The 16,619-nt window shown below is 40.3% G+C and carries 12 protein-coding genes; 4 read left to right on the forward strand and 8 right to left on the reverse strand.

The window, feature by feature from the left end; translation table 11 throughout:
• Positions 1-5: 5 nt before the first annotated feature.
• Together J0A69_RS09160 and J0A69_RS09165 are read right to left on the reverse strand one after the other, a co-directional pair.
• Positions 6-1,715 (reverse strand): M28 family peptidase, encoded by a 1,710-nt coding sequence (locus J0A69_RS09160; protein WP_206586256.1) that lies wholly within the window; start codon positions 1,713-1,715, stop codon positions 6-8.
• Between the two features lie 52 nt (positions 1,716-1,767).
• The gene (locus J0A69_RS09165; RefSeq protein WP_206586257.1) at positions 1,768-2,373 is read right to left on the reverse strand and encodes a hypothetical protein; all 606 of its coding nucleotides are present in this window, start codon (positions 2,371-2,373) and stop codon (positions 1,768-1,770) included.
• Positions 2,374-2,671: 298 nt separating this feature from the next.
• Between J0A69_RS09165 and guaA the strand changes: the two genes are divergently transcribed.
• The 3 genes from guaA (at position 2,672) to hemL (ending at position 7,298) form a co-directional block, all read left to right on the forward strand.
• Complete coding sequence (guaA, locus tag J0A69_RS09170) at positions 2,672-4,201, forward strand: glutamine-hydrolyzing GMP synthase (protein WP_206586258.1); 1,530 nt, start codon at positions 2,672-2,674, stop codon at positions 4,199-4,201.
• A gap of 148 nt (positions 4,202-4,349) precedes the next feature.
• Positions 4,350-6,002, forward strand: a complete 1,653-nt coding sequence (locus J0A69_RS09175) for an ABC transporter substrate-binding protein (protein ID WP_206586259.1) — start codon at positions 4,350-4,352, stop codon at positions 6,000-6,002.
• A gap of 3 nt (positions 6,003-6,005) precedes the next feature.
• Positions 6,006-7,298 (forward strand): glutamate-1-semialdehyde 2,1-aminomutase, encoded by a 1,293-nt coding sequence (gene hemL / locus J0A69_RS09180; RefSeq protein ID WP_206586260.1) that lies wholly within the window; start codon positions 6,006-6,008, stop codon positions 7,296-7,298.
• A 30-nt stretch (positions 7,299-7,328) separates the two neighbouring features.
• Here the strand turns inward: hemL and J0A69_RS09185 are convergent, their stop codons facing one another.
• Positions 7,329-8,414: a DUF3667 domain-containing protein gene (locus J0A69_RS09185; protein WP_206586261.1), complete on the reverse strand. Its 1,086-nt coding sequence runs from the start codon at positions 8,412-8,414 to the stop codon at positions 7,329-7,331.
• A gap of 92 nt (positions 8,415-8,506) precedes the next feature.
• Between J0A69_RS09185 and J0A69_RS09190 the strand changes: the two genes are divergently transcribed.
• A complete protein-coding gene (locus J0A69_RS09190) occupies positions 8,507-8,863 on the forward strand; it encodes a Spx/MgsR family RNA polymerase-binding regulatory protein (protein ID WP_206586262.1) in 357 nt (118 codons plus the stop codon).
• Here J0A69_RS09190 and J0A69_RS09195 read toward each other — a convergent pair.
• From J0A69_RS09195 to J0A69_RS09215, 5 genes are all read right to left on the reverse strand, one after another.
• The gene (locus J0A69_RS09195; RefSeq protein ID WP_206586263.1) at positions 8,857-10,239 is read right to left on the reverse strand and encodes a c-type cytochrome domain-containing protein; all 1,383 of its coding nucleotides are present in this window, start codon (positions 10,237-10,239) and stop codon (positions 8,857-8,859) included. The two genes, J0A69_RS09190 and J0A69_RS09195, sit on opposite strands and share 7 nt — an antisense overlap.
• Complete coding sequence (locus tag J0A69_RS09200; RefSeq protein WP_206586264.1) at positions 10,232-11,107, reverse strand: sugar phosphate isomerase/epimerase family protein; 876 nt, start codon at positions 11,105-11,107, stop codon at positions 10,232-10,234. Before J0A69_RS09200 ends, J0A69_RS09195 begins: the two co-directional genes overlap by 8 nt.
• Positions 11,108-11,109: 2 nt before the next feature.
• Positions 11,110-12,618, reverse strand: a complete 1,509-nt coding sequence (locus tag J0A69_RS09205; protein ID WP_206586265.1) for a DUF1501 domain-containing protein — start codon at positions 12,616-12,618, stop codon at positions 11,110-11,112.
• 90 nt (positions 12,619-12,708) lie between these two features.
• Positions 12,709-15,447: a DUF1553 domain-containing protein gene (locus tag J0A69_RS09210; protein ID WP_206586266.1), complete on the reverse strand. Its 2,739-nt coding sequence runs from the start codon at positions 15,445-15,447 to the stop codon at positions 12,709-12,711.
• Positions 15,448-15,561: 114 nt separating this feature from the next.
• On the reverse strand, positions 15,562-16,509 hold the full coding sequence (locus tag J0A69_RS09215; protein ID WP_206586267.1) for an NAD-dependent epimerase/dehydratase family protein: 948 nt from the start codon (positions 16,507-16,509) through the stop codon (positions 15,562-15,564).
• Positions 16,510-16,619: the final 110 nt, after the last annotated feature.

Consider the following 16,619-nt stretch of genomic DNA (forward strand, 5'->3'; position numbering starts at 1 on the left):
TAACTTCAGAGCTTCGGAACCTGTGCCTTGATCGCTTCTTTTGCCAAAGTGATCCGTCTCAATCTTCCTTCATCTTCGGCAGGAATCAAGTCCTTAATTGAATCCATGGCATTTGCATAGTAATCTGCCCAAGTGTCAAGAATTTTCTGTTCTTCCTCCTTTGACCCACCTTCCGCAATTGCTTTTTTACTAAGCTCAACTTCAGTCAGTAATCTTATTTTGGCTTTTGCAGCTATCATCAGCATCAGTTGATCAACTGTTTTCTCATCAGCATTTAAAAGAGTGTAGGCTGAAACCAAAGCCGCGGTTCCAACATTGACCATGGTTTTTTGAGAAACATTATCCAATCGATCGTTATCCGTGTGATAAAACTGATCAGTAAAATGCCAAAGCAACAATCCGGGAATATCTGCCTGAAGGAAAGGCGTATGATCTGATCCTCCTTCAAATGGATTGGTTTTGACTACCCAGTCTGCATATTCTCCTTGGGACTCAAAATTGGTCAGGATAAAATCATTCAAGTAATGCGGTTTCATATCTTCAACAGATAGTGGTCGACCGCCCCACTCACTGTGCTTGTCTTCACCGCGAGTCCAAATAGCACTTGGATCAGGCATTTTTTCGATTAGAAAGGTTCCTCCTGTCACATCCGTATTTTCCCCCACCATATCCAATGAAATCCCCCAGTTGATTTCAGGTTCGCGCTTCTCTTTTTCTTGGATGTACCTTCTCGTTGAAATGATCTCATCTCCCCAGAGAAAAGTCAAGGTTCGCTTCAGGTCTAGCTTTCCTTGCTGCATTAAATCCGCAGTAATTTTTGCCATTTCCAATTGTGTTCCAACCCCGGTAGCATTGTCATTTGCGCCAGGTTCTTGGATATGCGCAGAGAAAACCAAGCTTTCCAAAGGCAGTTGAGAACCTTTGACGTTTGCAACGACTGTTAGCTCCTCTGATTCATAAATCTTGGTTTCGATTTCCACATGGACTGATACTGGACCTTTTTCCAATGCTTCCTTCAGTTTTTCTTTGGCTTCGAAAGACATCGCAATCGCCCAAGCTGGGTTGTTCTCATCGTATCTCAATCCACGAAACTGAATGGAAGTGGTGTTTTTCTCAGGCAGTAAATAGCTGGGCATATCATAAGTCAGAATACCCAAAGCTCCTTTTTCAGCGACCGAAGATTGCAATGTCCTGTAGCTGACCTGGTCTGAAAAAAGTATTTTTCCTGATACATCTAGCGTCTCTAGCGCTTCTTTATTTTCTATGTACAAAACCTCAGCTGTAATTCCACCAGCAGGCGTGGAGGAGGAATATTGATAAATCATATTCCTATTGGTTTCCGAACTTAAGAGAAAACCTTCGCTTCCCTCAATTTTTAAAGTGGAAGAAACAGGTTCCCAAGTTGGGCGGTTCATGTCGCGTCGCTCGATTCTATAGACAAATCGGTCATTGTCCTTTGCATTTTCTTCAAGCACATAGCCTGCTGATTCCAGTTCTTCAGCGATTTTAAAAACGGCTTTATTGAAGCCAGTATTCCCTGCAATTCTCCAATATTGCTCTACTAGAGCGACTGTTTCATAGGCTAAATCTCCCTTGAATTCAGGTCTTACTATTTCGAAATAAGGGTCTGTAACTTTTTGAAGGGGAGCATTTTGGGCAAATGAAGTAGCGCTAATGACTAGCAAAAATAGAGGAAAGAAAACTTTGAATTTCATAATGGAAATGGAGCTTCAAGTTGGTTTATTGCCGCAAGATAGACTTTTGATTTTATTTCTTGCCGAGTTTAAACCGGACTTTATAAGTGGCATGAAGATACCATGGCATGGCATTATTCGCACCAAATGCTGATAAGCTGACAGCGTTTCTACGGTTTGGATTTTTTGAGTTCCACTCAGCTTCTAGTTCTAAAAATAAGCCGACTCGTTGGTATTTGTTGGTCACATAAGTGGGATAAGGCGATTCAGAACCATAGGGATAGGCATTAAATAGAAAAGTTTCTCCGCCAAGCTGTAAGGATGGACCAGCGGCAATTGCCAAATTGAATCCGGACTTGCTTTGGATGATGTCGTATTTAAAAGAAGGGGTTATAAAAATTCCAGAATATTGCTCCTTACTTTTTTGCCCCATCAACAAGGATGATTTTTCATAGTTTCCCAATGATTGATAAAATGTAAGACCGGCATTAAGTGAAGTTCTTTTGCCTAATCCAAAATTCAATTCATTTGTGAAATTGAGTCCGTATAGTAGGTTCATGCTATCATGTGATAAGCCAAACCCCACTGCGTATTGAAGCTTGGGTTTTTCCTGAGCGAAGGAAAGAAGTGGTAGCAAAGCAAGGAAAGAAATGATCAGAAGTAGTCTTTTTGTTTTCATTGTCTCGTTTTTTAAAAATTGATACAACGAATAACTACTAAACTTTTCTAACACTAAATTTTATTTAATTTCTTTAACTAAAAGATTGTTAAATAGTTCTTAGCGAGATTTTTGATACCTGATCCTTGGACTGTACATGTATTAGAACTAAACTTTTTCTAAGTTTTCTGACTGGATTTTCCAATTTTTCAATCTTCCAATTTTCAAATTCTTCGACTTCGCTCAGGCTGACCAAACATTATTCTGGAAAATTTATCAGAACATTTCCTCAATTTGCCTGACCTGCTTACCTTTGCGCATGGCAGAACAAATCTTGATCCTTGATTTCGGTTCTCAGTACACACAACTCATCGCCCGAAGAGTTAGAGAGCTGAATGTTTATTGTGAAATTCACCCGTTTAATAAAGTTCCTGAGATTACCTCCGACATTAAAGGAGTAATTCTTTCCGGTTCTCCTTGCTCAGTAAGAGACGAAGGTTCTCCGGATCTTGATCTGGACGCTTTGAGAGGAAAATTACCCCTTTTGGGAGTATGTTACGGTTCTCAGCTTTTAGCTCAGAAGTATGGAGGAGAGGTTCTTCCATCAGAAATCAGAGAATACGGTCGTGCGAATTTGAGCCATATCGATACACATTTCGATTTGCTTAAAGAAATGAGCCATGGATCTCAGGTTTGGATGTCGCATGGTGATACGATCAAAGAACTTCCAGATAATTTTGAAGTAATAGCTAGTACTAGTTCGGTTCGTGTAGCTGCTTTCAAAGTAAAAGAAGAAGAAACTTACGGTATTCAGTTTCACCCTGAAGTAACTCACTCCACAGAAGGTAAAAATCTGTTGAGAAATTTCGTGGTTAATATCTGTGGATGTGCACAGGATTGGACTTCGGACGTATTCATTGATGCAACGATTGCAGATCTGAAGGCTAAAATTGGTTCCGAAAAAGTGGTTATGGGACTTTCTGGAGGTGTTGATTCATCTGTAGCTGCCACATTGATCCACCGAGCAATTGGAGATCAGTTGACTTGCGTTTTTGTGGACAATGGATTGCTTCGCAAAAATGAATTTGAAGAAGTGCTGGATTCCTACAAACACATGGGATTGAATGTGATTGGAGTTGATGCCAAAGATCGTTTTTATAAGGCTTTAGAAGGGTTGACAGATCCTGAAGCAAAAAGAAAAGCAATTGGAAGAGTCTTTATCGAAGTGTTTGATGATGAGGCTCATAAGATAGAAGGAGTGAAGTGGTTAGGTCAAGGAACGATCTATCCAGATGTGATAGAATCAGTGTCTGTAAAGGGACCTTCTGCAACGATCAAATCTCACCACAATGTGGGAGGATTACCCGATTTCATGAAACTTTCGGTTGTAGAGCCATTGAATACTTTGTTCAAAGATGAAGTTCGTGAAGTGGGAAGAGCCTTGGAAATTGTCGAAACCATTATTGGAAGACATCCTTTCCCAGGTCCAGGATTAGGTATCAGGATTTTGGGGGATATCACAGCTGAGAAAGTAAAGACCCTTCAAGAAGTAGATTACATATTTATTCAAGGCCTAAAAGATCATGGACTTTATGATCAGGTTTGGCAAGCTGGAGCTATGTTGCTTCCTATCCAATCTGTAGGTGTAATGGGAGATGAGCGTACCTATGAGAAGGTCGTGGCCTTGAGAGCCGTTGGATCTGTCGATGGGATGACTGCTGATTGGATTCACCTTCCTTATGAATTCTTGGGTAAAATCTCCAATGAAATCATCAACAGAGTGAAAGGTGTCAATCGAGTGGTTTATGACATTTCTTCTAAACCACCAGCAACTATCGAGTGGGAATAATCTAAAAGATTGTATTATAAAATGTTAAAACCCGAAGGCTACTCTTCGGGTTTTTCAATTTAAGAACGTTTCGGCCTAAACTTTGGGTTTGAAAATATTGGGTTAAATTTGCAAACCCTGTTTTGATGTTTGATTCACCTTCAGCTACATGAGAAAATATTTCTTATTACTATCCGCTTTTTTTCTGATCACTTTCAGCTTTGCCCAGAATGTACCTGCGGATTATCAAAAAGCCCAATCTTTTTTGGCCTCAAAAAACTATTGGGAAGCCATGCCGCTTTTCAGGGAATTTTTAGATTCAGATAAATATGGGAATCTATCAAATTATGCTGCATATCATCTCGGAGAGGCGGCTATAGGTGCCAATCAACCCGCTCAGGCAATCACAGCTTTGCAGACAGTTTCCAATAAAGTTTGGACAAAGGCAGATGAATCAAAATACATGTTGGCGCTGGCTTATTTCCAGAACCAACAAAATATAGAGGCTCTCAAAGCTATCAAAGGCATCAAAAAAGATAATGTGAAGAAGATGGCAGAAAATGCCAGTTTCGAAAACTTGAAAAAGACCAGCGCAAGCTTTTTGGTAGCCAATCTTCAGGAATTCAAAGAAAATAAAGGATACACTGCTGCTGTCAAAGCTGTTTTGGAAAGCCAAACGATTCTTTCAGCAACCGAAAGAGCTGCTTATTATGAACTTCAGGGAAATGCCGGTGGAGGCGTAAATGAAGTGAAGGATATGGTGATGGATATCGTCGTGATTTTGCCATTTACTACCTCTGGTTCGGCTTCTATTTCTTCGGTTGAACCATCTAGTTTTGTTTTCGAATTGTATCAAGGGATTGATTTTGCGATTCAAAGATTAAAAGAAGAAGGTAAGCAAGTGACCTTGCACACATTTGATTCCAAGAGAGATTTGGACCGTTTACGAGAGCTTTTGAATGATCCTGTTGTGGCCAAAGCTGATGCGATCATCGGGCCTATTTATCCAGATGAAGTGGATCTAGTGAGTTCTTTCGCAGAAACCGCAAAAATTCCATTAATTCATCCGCTTTCTAATCTTGGAGAGCGCTTTGAAAATACTCAATACAGTTACTTGTTCAGACCATCGGTACAATCAATCGCTGATGGAGTGGTAGAAACCCTTCAGAATCAAAATTGGGGTAGGAAAGTAGCAATTGGCTACAGTGGGAGTTCGAGGGATGAAAGATTGGGAATGCTTTTGAATGAAAAATTGACTGCAAAAGGCTTTTCTGTTATCGAAACTCAGCAAGTAAACCCACGAAATGTCATTGACTTTTTGCAAAAGCAAGGTGTCAGAGCTGGAATGGATAGTGCAGAACTGGATGTGGATCAGATCATTTTATTAACTGATGATCCGACTATCGCTCAACCGACATTTGGACTGATGGAGTCAGTGACGGCATCCGTGCCTTTCTTGGTAATGGATTCTTGGCTCGGCTTCAATTTTGCAAATTTCGAGATGTTGGAGTATCCTAACTTCCACTTCATTTCTAATAATACTCCGAAATTCAATGCCGACGGCATGCAGCAATTCAAGGATAATTTCTTTACCAAAAACCTGAATTATCCTAGTCTCAATGCTGTTTTAGGGAGGGAATTGATTTATTGGTTATCTACCAATATGAGTCCTTCCAAAGGCTTTGATCTAAGAAGAAATCTCGATCAAAGCGTCTTCCAAGTAGGAAAAGTAACCTGGGGATTTAATTTCCAGAATAGCAATAACAACAAATATGTGCCTGTTTTCAAGATGGAAGCAGGAGAGTTGAAACCTTTACAGTAATTCATGCAAATTTCAGAAAGCAAAAGGCTGTTTGCCCACGCCCAAAACTTTATTCCTGGTGGAGTGAATTCCCCAGTAAGAGCTTTTCGAGCCGTTGGCGGAGAACCTCTTTTTATTAAAAAGGCAGAAGGACCTTACCTCATCGATGAAGATGGGAACCAATTTATAGAATTGATCAATAGCTGGGGCCCAATGATTTTGGGACACAACCATCCCATGATCAAAGATGCTGTGGTTAAAGCCATGGAGGAAGGAACCTCTTTTGGTGCACCAACTGCCAAAGAAGTAGAAATTGCTGAATTGATTGTAAGTATGGTGCCTTCTGTGGAGAAGGTAAGAATGGTGAACTCCGGAACAGAGGCAACCATGTCTGCAATCCGAGTGGCAAGAGGATATACCGGAAGAGACAAATTCATCAAAATGGAAGGACATTACCATGGACATGGTGATTCCTTTTTGATCTCGGCTGGTTCTGGTGCCATAACCATGGGGAATCCTGATTCACCTGGTGTTACTCAGGGAACAGCAAAAGACACTCTGCTAGCTCCTTACAATGACTTAGACGCCATCGAAATATTGGTTTCAGCCAATAAAGGAGAAATAGCAGCTTTGATCTTAGAACCAGTACCGGGTAATATGGGGCTTTGCCTTCCAAAGCCTGGTTATTTACAAGGTTTAAGAGATATCTGTACTCGGGAAGGAATCGTTTTGATTTTTGACGAGGTAATGACTGGCTTTAGATTGGCAAAAGGCGGTGCTCAGGAATTGTTCGGGGTCACTCCGGATATGACTACTCTCGGTAAAATCATCGGAGGCGGAATGCCTGTAGGTGCCTACGGTGGTAAGAAAGAGATTATGGAGTTTGTTTCTCCGGCAGGACCTGTTTACCAAGCGGGCACTCTTTCTGGTAACCCAATCGCCATGGCTGCTGGTTTAGCCATGTTGAAGCATCTCAACGAACACCCTGAAGAATATGCGAGATTGAACCACATCGGTGAATTGATTAGTGATGGGATTATTGCTATAAATAAGGAACTAGGATTTGATTTTACAGTGAATCGATTGGGAAGCATGTACTCTCTGTTTTTCACAAGTCAGGAAGTAAACGATTTTGCATCAGCCAAACTTTCAGATACTGCTTTATTCGGCAAATATTTTCAAGCTATGCTCAAGAGAGGAGTTTATTTGGCTCCATCGCAATTCGAAAGTTTATTCCTATCGACCGCGCTTTCAGATGAGATTATCCAGAAGATTTTGGATGCTCATCGCGAAAGTATCAAAGAGATAATGAATTGATCATAAACCGGCTTCTGGCCGGTTTTTTTATTAAAAAGTAATGAGTGAAATATAAAGCTCTAAAGTGACTGCGGACATCAAAACTGTGAAGTAAAAGAAACCTAAGATCCAAAGTTTCAATAGAGTCTTAAACCAACCCTGTTTGGATACATTTTTCATCGATAAATAGGTATAAGTCGTAACCCATATAAAGCTCGCGATAAAAATAAGTGCAATTCCTATTTCAACTTTTACGATCCAAAGAATCGCCAATCCATAAACGATATAGGCAAAGGAATGAAGATGCAAACCATGGATCAGGTGTTCTACATAGAATTTTTTGCTTCTATAGTTGATGATCCAAAGAAGAAACGCAAAAAAAGGAAGTAGAATAAACATCATCAAAGGCAGGTTTTGAACTGCACTGGATATGAAAAGACTTGAATTGGCAACGAATCTTCTCCGCTGTTCTGAATCCAGTCCCACTAGGATATCAAATGAGGTTTTTGAAATGGCACTATCAAACGCAGAATCTGAGATTTCAGGATCCACAGAAAGGCGTCTTAACTCTCTCCAATCGCTTTTACCTTGACTTATAGTGTCTTCAACCGCTTGGTTGAATTTTTCTATATTATCAAGCTTAATAGTTGCAGAATCCATGCTGATTCCTAGCTTTTTCAATTCATCCAATTCTCCAGTTCTATTTAGAGAATCCAAGGCTTTTCCTGCATCCATGTTAAACTTGACCATTCCTCCCGTGCTTTGATCGATTTTCTCTGGACTTAGAGTTCCAGTCATGAACTGATCCACCACATCATTTGGTATTGCCAAAGCAGCGATGAAAAAGTAGAAAAGAGAACTGATCAGATAAAGCCGAATCGGATGAATGTATTTTCTTCTTTTTCCTTCATTGAAAGTAATTGTCAGCCTTCCTGGATGGAGAAAAAAAGCTGGTAAAGTCTGGAAAAAGACCGTCTCAAAATTCAGGTAATTTGAAATGAAATCCTGTACAAAAGTGAAAATGGAGACTTTTTGATCTTTGTTTTCCTGTCCGCAATTTGGGCAGAAATTGGTGTCGGGGCTTAGCTCCAAACCACAATTCAGGCATTGATCAAGTTTCCGGTTGTTGTTTTTCAATGGGTGGATTTTTCAAGGAAATTTAAGCATTCGGGGAGAAAAGTAAAGCCAGCTTCAATCATTCGTTTTAAATTAGCATTAAAAAAATATTCATGTCAGTTAAAGTTTACGGAATCAAGAATTGCAATACAATGAAGAAAGCATTTGATTTTCTTCAAGAAAAAGGAGTGGATTACGAATTCATAGATTACAAAAAACAGAAGCCTTCCAAGGATTTATTGAAAGGCTTTTTGAAAAAGACCGATTTAGAATCTTTGGTAAATAAAAAAGGGACTACCTATCGGAAACAAGACGAGGAAACGAAAGAAGCTTTGAATTCTACTGATCAGGCGCTTGAAATTTTGGTGGAAAATTCAAGTATGATCAAAAGGCCTGTCATTGTTTATCCTGATGGCAAATTGACTTTGGGGTTTGACTCCGATGAAATTAGCAAGCACCTCGGTCAATAAACGATTGTATCTGTCGGTAAGGCTGGTAGTTGATACTTCCCGATTTCAAGGTAGAAACTGAATTTCCCTGGATTTTCGGTTTCTGCCGCGGGCGTATCAAAAGCAAAAACTTTTTCAAGGCTAGGATGATTATTCAAACTACCTATTCTTCCAATATCAATTTTGGTTTTATTCAGATATAAATGTTTTAGCTGTTTATTGGCTTCTAGCTTTTCTAAGGAACTTCCATCAATAGCAGTTTCATTCAGCTTTAAAACCGTCAGGTTAGGTAATGTGCCCAAACTATCCAAAATCTGGTTTGAAACCTGAGTTCCAGTAAGGTCAAGGTAAACGATCTGATTTTGTACAGGCTTTAAGTTGAACCAATCACTATCTGAAAAAGACTGAAAATTGATACAGGAAATCATCAACCAATTAGATTCCTCCGCTACAGTCTCCGCAAAAAAACCAGCCTCTTTCAAATCTGAAATACTTGACTCGCTGGCAGCTTCTACTTCTGTGACAGGATAGAATGGTTTTACTTCTTTGTAGAAAAAAGGCTCCAGAGTTTCTGTTGTGATTTTTGCCTCTCCAAGTTTTGAGTCAGTAGTTCCTCCTAAATCTATCCACGCTTTTATCAGCTCGATTTCCTCCTTTAGAGGCTGTTTTTTTTCTTTTGGAGGCATATGATCTTCGTCTTCCTTGGGAAGGATCAGTCGACTAAAAAGCGGACTTGATTTAGCATTTCCGGCTGTCATCACAGTTCCATCCTCACCACCCTCCATTAAGACCTGATAACTAGTAAGATCCAGATCCCCTTTTTTATTTTTTGGATTATGGCAGCTCTTGCAGTTTTGATTTAGAATTGGCTGGACCACTTGCTCGAAATAAGCTAATTCCTCCCAGCCCTGCTCAGGAATAATCAGTTGTTTTTCTGGTTCCAGTTCATAACCCAAGGCTCCTTGGATCTCTGATGGCAAAACTTCTATTAAATATTCCTCTCCATGTGTGATATTTCCTCCTAAATGACCTGTGAAAAGCAAAAGCCCAAAGAGCCCAGCTGATTTGATTTTAAAATAGCTAGGAAAGGAATTGAGTTTATTGGTTTCATAAAAAAGCCAAAAGGCCGTCAATGCTGTACACCAACCCAAAATGAAATGGAACTGAACAGTTTCCCAGGTGTAGCCTTCGTATTGATACTGAAGAAATCCAGAAATAGACGATAATACAGCCGCAATTCCACCAAGTAGGAATGCTATTTTGATAGAGGAAAAATGTTTTGATTCGTCCTTCCCAGACAGGAAAACCAAGATGATTCCAAAGGCTAAAATACCGATAGGAAGGTGAACCAGAATCGGATGAAACCTACCGAAAAGGGGTAAAATAAAATCAATCATTTGCGAAGCGTTCTTGAATAGCTTTCATGATAAAGACATTGGCTTCCCATTGATCTGCAATAGGTTTATTGGTAAAAGGTATGGTAGGCAAATAAGGAGGTGGACCAAATTCTGTAGTGATGGTAAAGGTTTCATCATCCGAATTTCTGATGATCTCTTCCCAGATATCTAAATGTACTTTTAAAGCATTTTTCCACTCAGGTGCAGCCGGATTGTTTACTTGCGGTCCCTCAGCAAATCCTACTCTAGCGTGAATATGCTCCACCGAAGGCATGATTTTTTGGAGTTGAGAATCGGTTTTCTGAATGAGTTTCTCATGTACAACCATCCAATGACTGATATCCAAGTTATATTTCAATTCTGGAAACTTTTCCAACATGGAAACTGCAGCAGGCAGGGTATAGGAAAATCTTCCTCGATGGGTCTCATGAATGATTGGAATTCCAGATGCCTTTGCAAGTCGATCTGCTATTTTCAAAAACTCCAGATTTTGCTCTTCTGTCCAGAAATCACTTCCCGTATGATTATTGATTTTTACTGGATTCCATCCGATGATTTCCTGAAGGCCTTTTTCATAGGCTCTGAGAGATTGCTCAAAGGGAAGGCTTTTATTGGTTCCGTTAAGGAAAATAACTTTCAACCCATATTTATCAAGTCCATTTTTCAGAGTTGCTCTTGCCTCATCAGATCCTGGCATCCAAACTTCAATTCCATCGTATCCATCAGATTTAACCTTGGCAAGAAATTCATCCATGGGCAATTGATTGCCCCAATCCGTCTGGAAAAACATCAGTTTCTTTTGAGCCAAAAGGCTGTATGGTAACATTCCCAGTAAAATAACCAGGAGGATTTTTGTGATTGCGTGCATGCTTAGGCTACAATTTTTCGGATTAATTCACCTTCAACATCCGTTAGGCGGAACGGTCTTCCTTGGAAATCATAAGTGAATTTTTCATGATCAAAACCCATCAAATGTAAAATGGTCGCATGGATATCATGAACAGAAACCTGCTCCCCAATTCCCGAAAAACCAAAATCATCGGTTATGCCATAGCTAGCTCCTTTTTTGATACCTCCTCCAGCCATCCACATAGTAAATGCGTCTCCGTGGTGATCTCTTCCCAAGAAGCTTTGGGTTTTCCCTTCTCGGTTTTCCTGCATCGGAGTTCTGCCAAATTCTCCTCCCCAGACCACCAAAGTATCTTCCAATAATCCTCTTTGCTTCAAATCCAGCAAAAGAGCAGACATCGGTCGGTCTATTTCACGACATTTATTTCGAAGCCCCATGTCAATAGAGCCATCATGGTCTGTACCATGTGTATCCCAGCCCCAATCATATAACTGCACAAAGCGAACTCCCTTTTCTACCAATTTTCTAGCTAATAAACAGTTATTGGCAAAAGATTCAGCCCCAGGTTTAGTGCCATATAGCTCGTGAATGTATTCAGGTTCCTCATTGATATTCATTACTTCGGGAACCTCGATCTGCATTCGGTATGCCATTTCGTATTGGTTGATTCTGGCCAAAATTTCAGGATCACCATAGGCATTAAATTCCTCTTTATTTACATCGTTGATAGCGGTAACCAGATTTTTCTTCATGTCCCTAGACATACCATCTGGATCTTTCAAGTATAACACAGGGTCTCCCTTCGAGCGGCATTGCACTCCTTGGTATACAGAAGGTAGAAATCCACTTCCCCAGACACTCTTTCCGGCATCAGGCGTTTTTCCACCTGAAGTCAAGACCACAAACCCTGGTAAATTTTGATTTTCTGTTCCTAGCCCATAAGTAACCCAGCTTCCCAAACTCGGTCTGCCAAGTCTTGGACTTCCTGTTTGCATGAAAAGCTGCGCAGGACCATGATTGAATTGATCGGTATGAACTGCTTTTAGAAATGCCACTTCATCAACCACCTTTGAAAAGTGGGGGAGAAAGTCAGAAACCCAAGCTCCTGATTCTCCATGCTGCGCAAAATTTGCCTGAGGTCCCAAGAGATTAGGGACTCCTCGGATAAAGGCGAATTTTCTTCCTTCCAAAAGTGATTCAGGACAAGGCTGATTGTGATATTTTGCTAATTCGGGTTTGAAATCAAATAGTTCTAATTGAGAAGGCGCACCTGCCATGTGGAGGTAAATGATTGACTTGGCTTTTCCTGCAAATGGTGGAGGTAAAGGAGCCAAAGGATTTAGATCCCTTTCACTCAAATTCAAACCAGATGACCCAGATTTGGAACCCCCTAAATCGCACCCAAACATCAATGGAGCAAGTGCTAAACCGCCCATTTTACTGACACAATCCATCAAGAAATGTCGTCTGGTTTGCCTTTCCAGTTTCTGCTGGTTGAGCTCTTGAATCAACTTTTCGACTTGTTTCATGTGTTTATAATTTTATTTCAAAGGCCTTTTGAAATCCCGCATGGATTCTAATCATTTCAAAGATTTTCGCTGAATTCATGTTCGATTTCATTAAGGTTTGGTAAGGAATTCATCCAGATTCATTAAAGCATTTGCCACCACGGTCATTGAAGCTAATTCAGGTGTTATTTGCATATCTTTCAGCAAAACAAACTCATTCATAGCGGTCGAATCATTCTTGAATTCTTTGAAAGATTCTTGATATAAGCTTGTCAGCACCTTTAGTTTTTGTTCTGAAATTGGCACCAGCATCAGTTTTTCATAGCCATAAGCAATTGCTTTTGACGGATTAGGATTCTGATCAATCATTAATTTTCCCAGGTGAGAAGCAGCTTCTAGATAGACCGGATCATTTAAAGTCACTAAGGCTTGCAAAGGCGTATTCGTTACAATCCTTCTACTGATACAAACTTCCCTACTGCCTGCATCGAAAGTAATAAAAGATGGGTAGGGGCTCGTTCGCTTAATAAAGGTATAAACTCCTCGTCTATAGCGATCCTCGCCTTCGGCTTCTTTCCAGGACTCTCCATTATAAACTGTCTGCCAAATCCCTTCTGGCTGTGGAGGTTTGACACTTGGTCCATACATTTTGTGGGAAAGGAGCTCAGCACTGGCAAGTGCCTGATCTCGGATCTGCTCTGCACTCAATCTCACTCGAGGCCCTCTTGCATACCATTTATTTTGAGGGTCTTTGGCGAAAAGTTCAGGAGAAACTACTGAGCTTTGTTTATAAGTTTTGGAAGTGACAATCTGTTTAATCAGTTTTTTGATACTCCAATCGTAGCTTGTCATCGTTTCCCAGGCCAGATAATCCAATAATTCTGGATGTGAGGCAGGATCTGATTGAGTGCCCATATCTTCCAGCGTACTCACCAAACCTCTTCCAAAAAGCTGGTCCCAAACCCGGTTTACCAATGTTCTTGAGGTTAAAGGATTTTCCTGATCCACCATCCAGTAAGCAAAACCTAATCTGTTTTTTGGCCATTCAGATTTCCAGGAATTCAGTTCTTTTGGAACTCCAGGAGAAACCTTTTCACCGAGCATCAACCAGTTACCTCGCTCAAAAACCCGGGTTTCCCGTTTCATGTACTCTGGATTCTCTATCAGAATTGGTAGTTTGGTTCCTTTGAATTCCAGTATGTTTTGCCATGAGTTCTGGATAGAATCATACCCGTTTTGATCTTCGCCAGGAAGAGTTGGAACAAAAGCAAACCAGACGATAATGGATGTGGTCTGCTGAGGTTTAGCATTTGGATTGAAAACAGAAATATATAGATCGTTTTGACCTTGGATTTCTTTGAATGGGAAAGCACCGATAACTTCACCTTTGGTCTTATTGATGGTAAACTGCGAAAGGATTTCCCCTTCAGGCCCATCTTTTTGAATAGTGATTTTCGAACCGTCCATCCCAGTTCGGTAATTCATCAATAGCTGATCAGAACCTTGTGTGTCGATATTTTTTAGATATGCAGAGCCTCCTGACCATATTCCGAGCCACTTGGTGTCGACCAATTCCGCTTTGTCAAAATCAGTTGCAATATGTGCCTCATATTTCGGTTCGAAGAAAGTCAGAAAATCCTTTCTCTTTTTGGCTGCTTCTTCACCTTTGTATTCCTCTACCCAATTCAAGATTTTGCCTATGTCAGTCTTTTCCTTAACCGAGTAAAAGCGAAGTCTTGGTTCCTCATCATGCGTATCTTCATCACGGGTATTGTTAAAGAATGCCGCAGATTCATAAAACTCCTCCTGCCGAATAGGATCATAAGGATGACTGTGACACTGCACGCATGCCATTGTGGTGCTTTGCCATACTTCGTAAGTTGTATTTAGTCTGTCCAGCACTGCAGACACTCTGAACTCTTCATCTTGGGTTCCACCTTCATCGTTATTCATGGTATTTCGATGAAAGGCCGTAGCGGTTAATTGTTCTTCCGTAGGATTTGGCAGTAAATCTCCTGCTAGCTGCTCTATTGTAAATTGATCAAAGGGCTTGTCTTTATTGAAGGATTTAATCACATAGTCCCTAAAAGGCCAAAGAGTTCTGGATACATCTCTTTCATATCCCTTGGTATCGGCATATCTGGCAAGATCCAGCCACCAGCTTGCCCATTTTTCCCCGTAAGTTGGCTGTGCCAATAAATAGTCCACAGCTTCATCATAACTGATTTTTCCATTTTCATAGAGTGAAATCAAGGAATCAGACGGAGGCAAACCTGTGATATCCAAAGAAACTCTTCTTAGTAGTTTATTGGAATTTTCTACAGGAGAAAAAGCTAAACCAAATTCTTCTAGCTTTTCTTCTACATAAAAATCAATGGGGTTTGGGTTTTGGGATCCAGAGTTACCTGAAATTCCTGCTTGAAAGATTTCCTGAACTTCTTTTGGTTCCTCGACAGGCTCATAAGCCCAGTGTTTCCCCCAGTTTGCGCCTTGTTTGATCCAGGTTTTCAAAAGATCGATTTCTTCTTCAGAAAGCGGCTCCTTATCATAAGGCATTCGCAATTCTGGATCAGACTCAGTCAGTCTTTTGATCAACTCACTGTTATTAGGATCTCCTGGAATGATAGCCGGATGACCTGATTCAGTGATCGCCAAAGCCTCTTCACGAAAAAGCACACTGAACCCTCCGTTTTTTTTGACACCTCCATGACAAGAGATGCAATGTTTGTTCAGGATAGGTTTTATCTGAGTGCTGAAATCTAATTCCTTTTCATTCCCAAAAAGCAGGAAGCCAAAGACTGTCAAAACAACAGCAGTACTGAGTAATATGTAAATTCTTGTGCTTGACATGGGTTTATCGCTGAATGGAAAAATAACCATTTTATGATAAGTTCTAAAGTCTTTGGGGGTTAGTGGTAAAATACAATAAAAAAACGCCTGAATTTTATAACTCAGGCGCTTATTTTAAAACTTATAATTGGGGAGATTTTTTAGAATGTCTTCGGTCATTTTGTCCAAATCATATTCTGGTTGCCAACCCCAGTCCTTGGTAGCATGGGAATCATCAATGCTATCAGGCCAGCTATCTGCAATTGCCTGGCGGAAATCAGGTTTATATTCTATTTGAAAATCTGGGATATGTTTTAAAATGCTCTGATAAATCTCCTTTGGAGCGAAACTCATTGAGGAAAGATTGTAGCTGGATCTGATTTTTACAGTATCGGTCGGGGCATGCATTAAATCTAATGTCGCTTTGATGGCGTCAGGCATATACATCATCGGCAAATAACTGTCTTCTCGAAGGAAACAATTGAATTTTTCGCCTGCTAAAGCTTTATGATAAATATCTACTGCATAATCTGTGGTACCACCTCCTGGAAGTGACTTATATCCGATCAGACCAGGATATCGAAGGCTTCTTACATCCACATTGAATTTTTGAAAATAATATTCGCACCATCTTTCACCGGCTTGCTTGGAGATACCATAGACAGTGTTAGGTTCTTTCACACAATACTGAGGTGTATTTACTTTTGGCGTATTAGGACCAAAAACCGCAATAGAAGATGGCCAATAAACCTTGTCCAGTTTGAACTCCTTTGCTATTTCCAACACAAACAGCAAACTGTCCATGTTTAAATCCCAGGCAAAAAGTGGGTTTTTCTCCCCTGTCGCTGATAAAACAGCAGCCAAGTGATATATCTGCTTGACATTTTCGGATTTGACCAGCTTTCTGGCAGCCTCTTTATCCATGATGTCCAATACCTCAAACTTGCAATAGTCGAATTTGGAACGGGCTGATTCATTTAAATCTGTGGCGATAACTTGCTCACCACCATAAAGATCACTAAGAGATTTGGTAAGTTCAGAACCAAGTTGTCCGGCGGCGCCGATGACAAGGATTTTTTCCATGGTAAATTCTTTCAAAAAGAGCCCAAAGGGGAGCTTTAGGTTTTTGTTTATATTTGGGATAACAATCGCAAAAGTAAGAAAAATATAAAGTCTAGCAGGACTTTTTGATT

It is taken from the genome of Algoriphagus pacificus, assembly GCF_017254845.1.
Taxonomy (GTDB): domain Bacteria; phylum Bacteroidota; class Bacteroidia; order Cytophagales; family Cyclobacteriaceae; genus Algoriphagus; species Algoriphagus pacificus.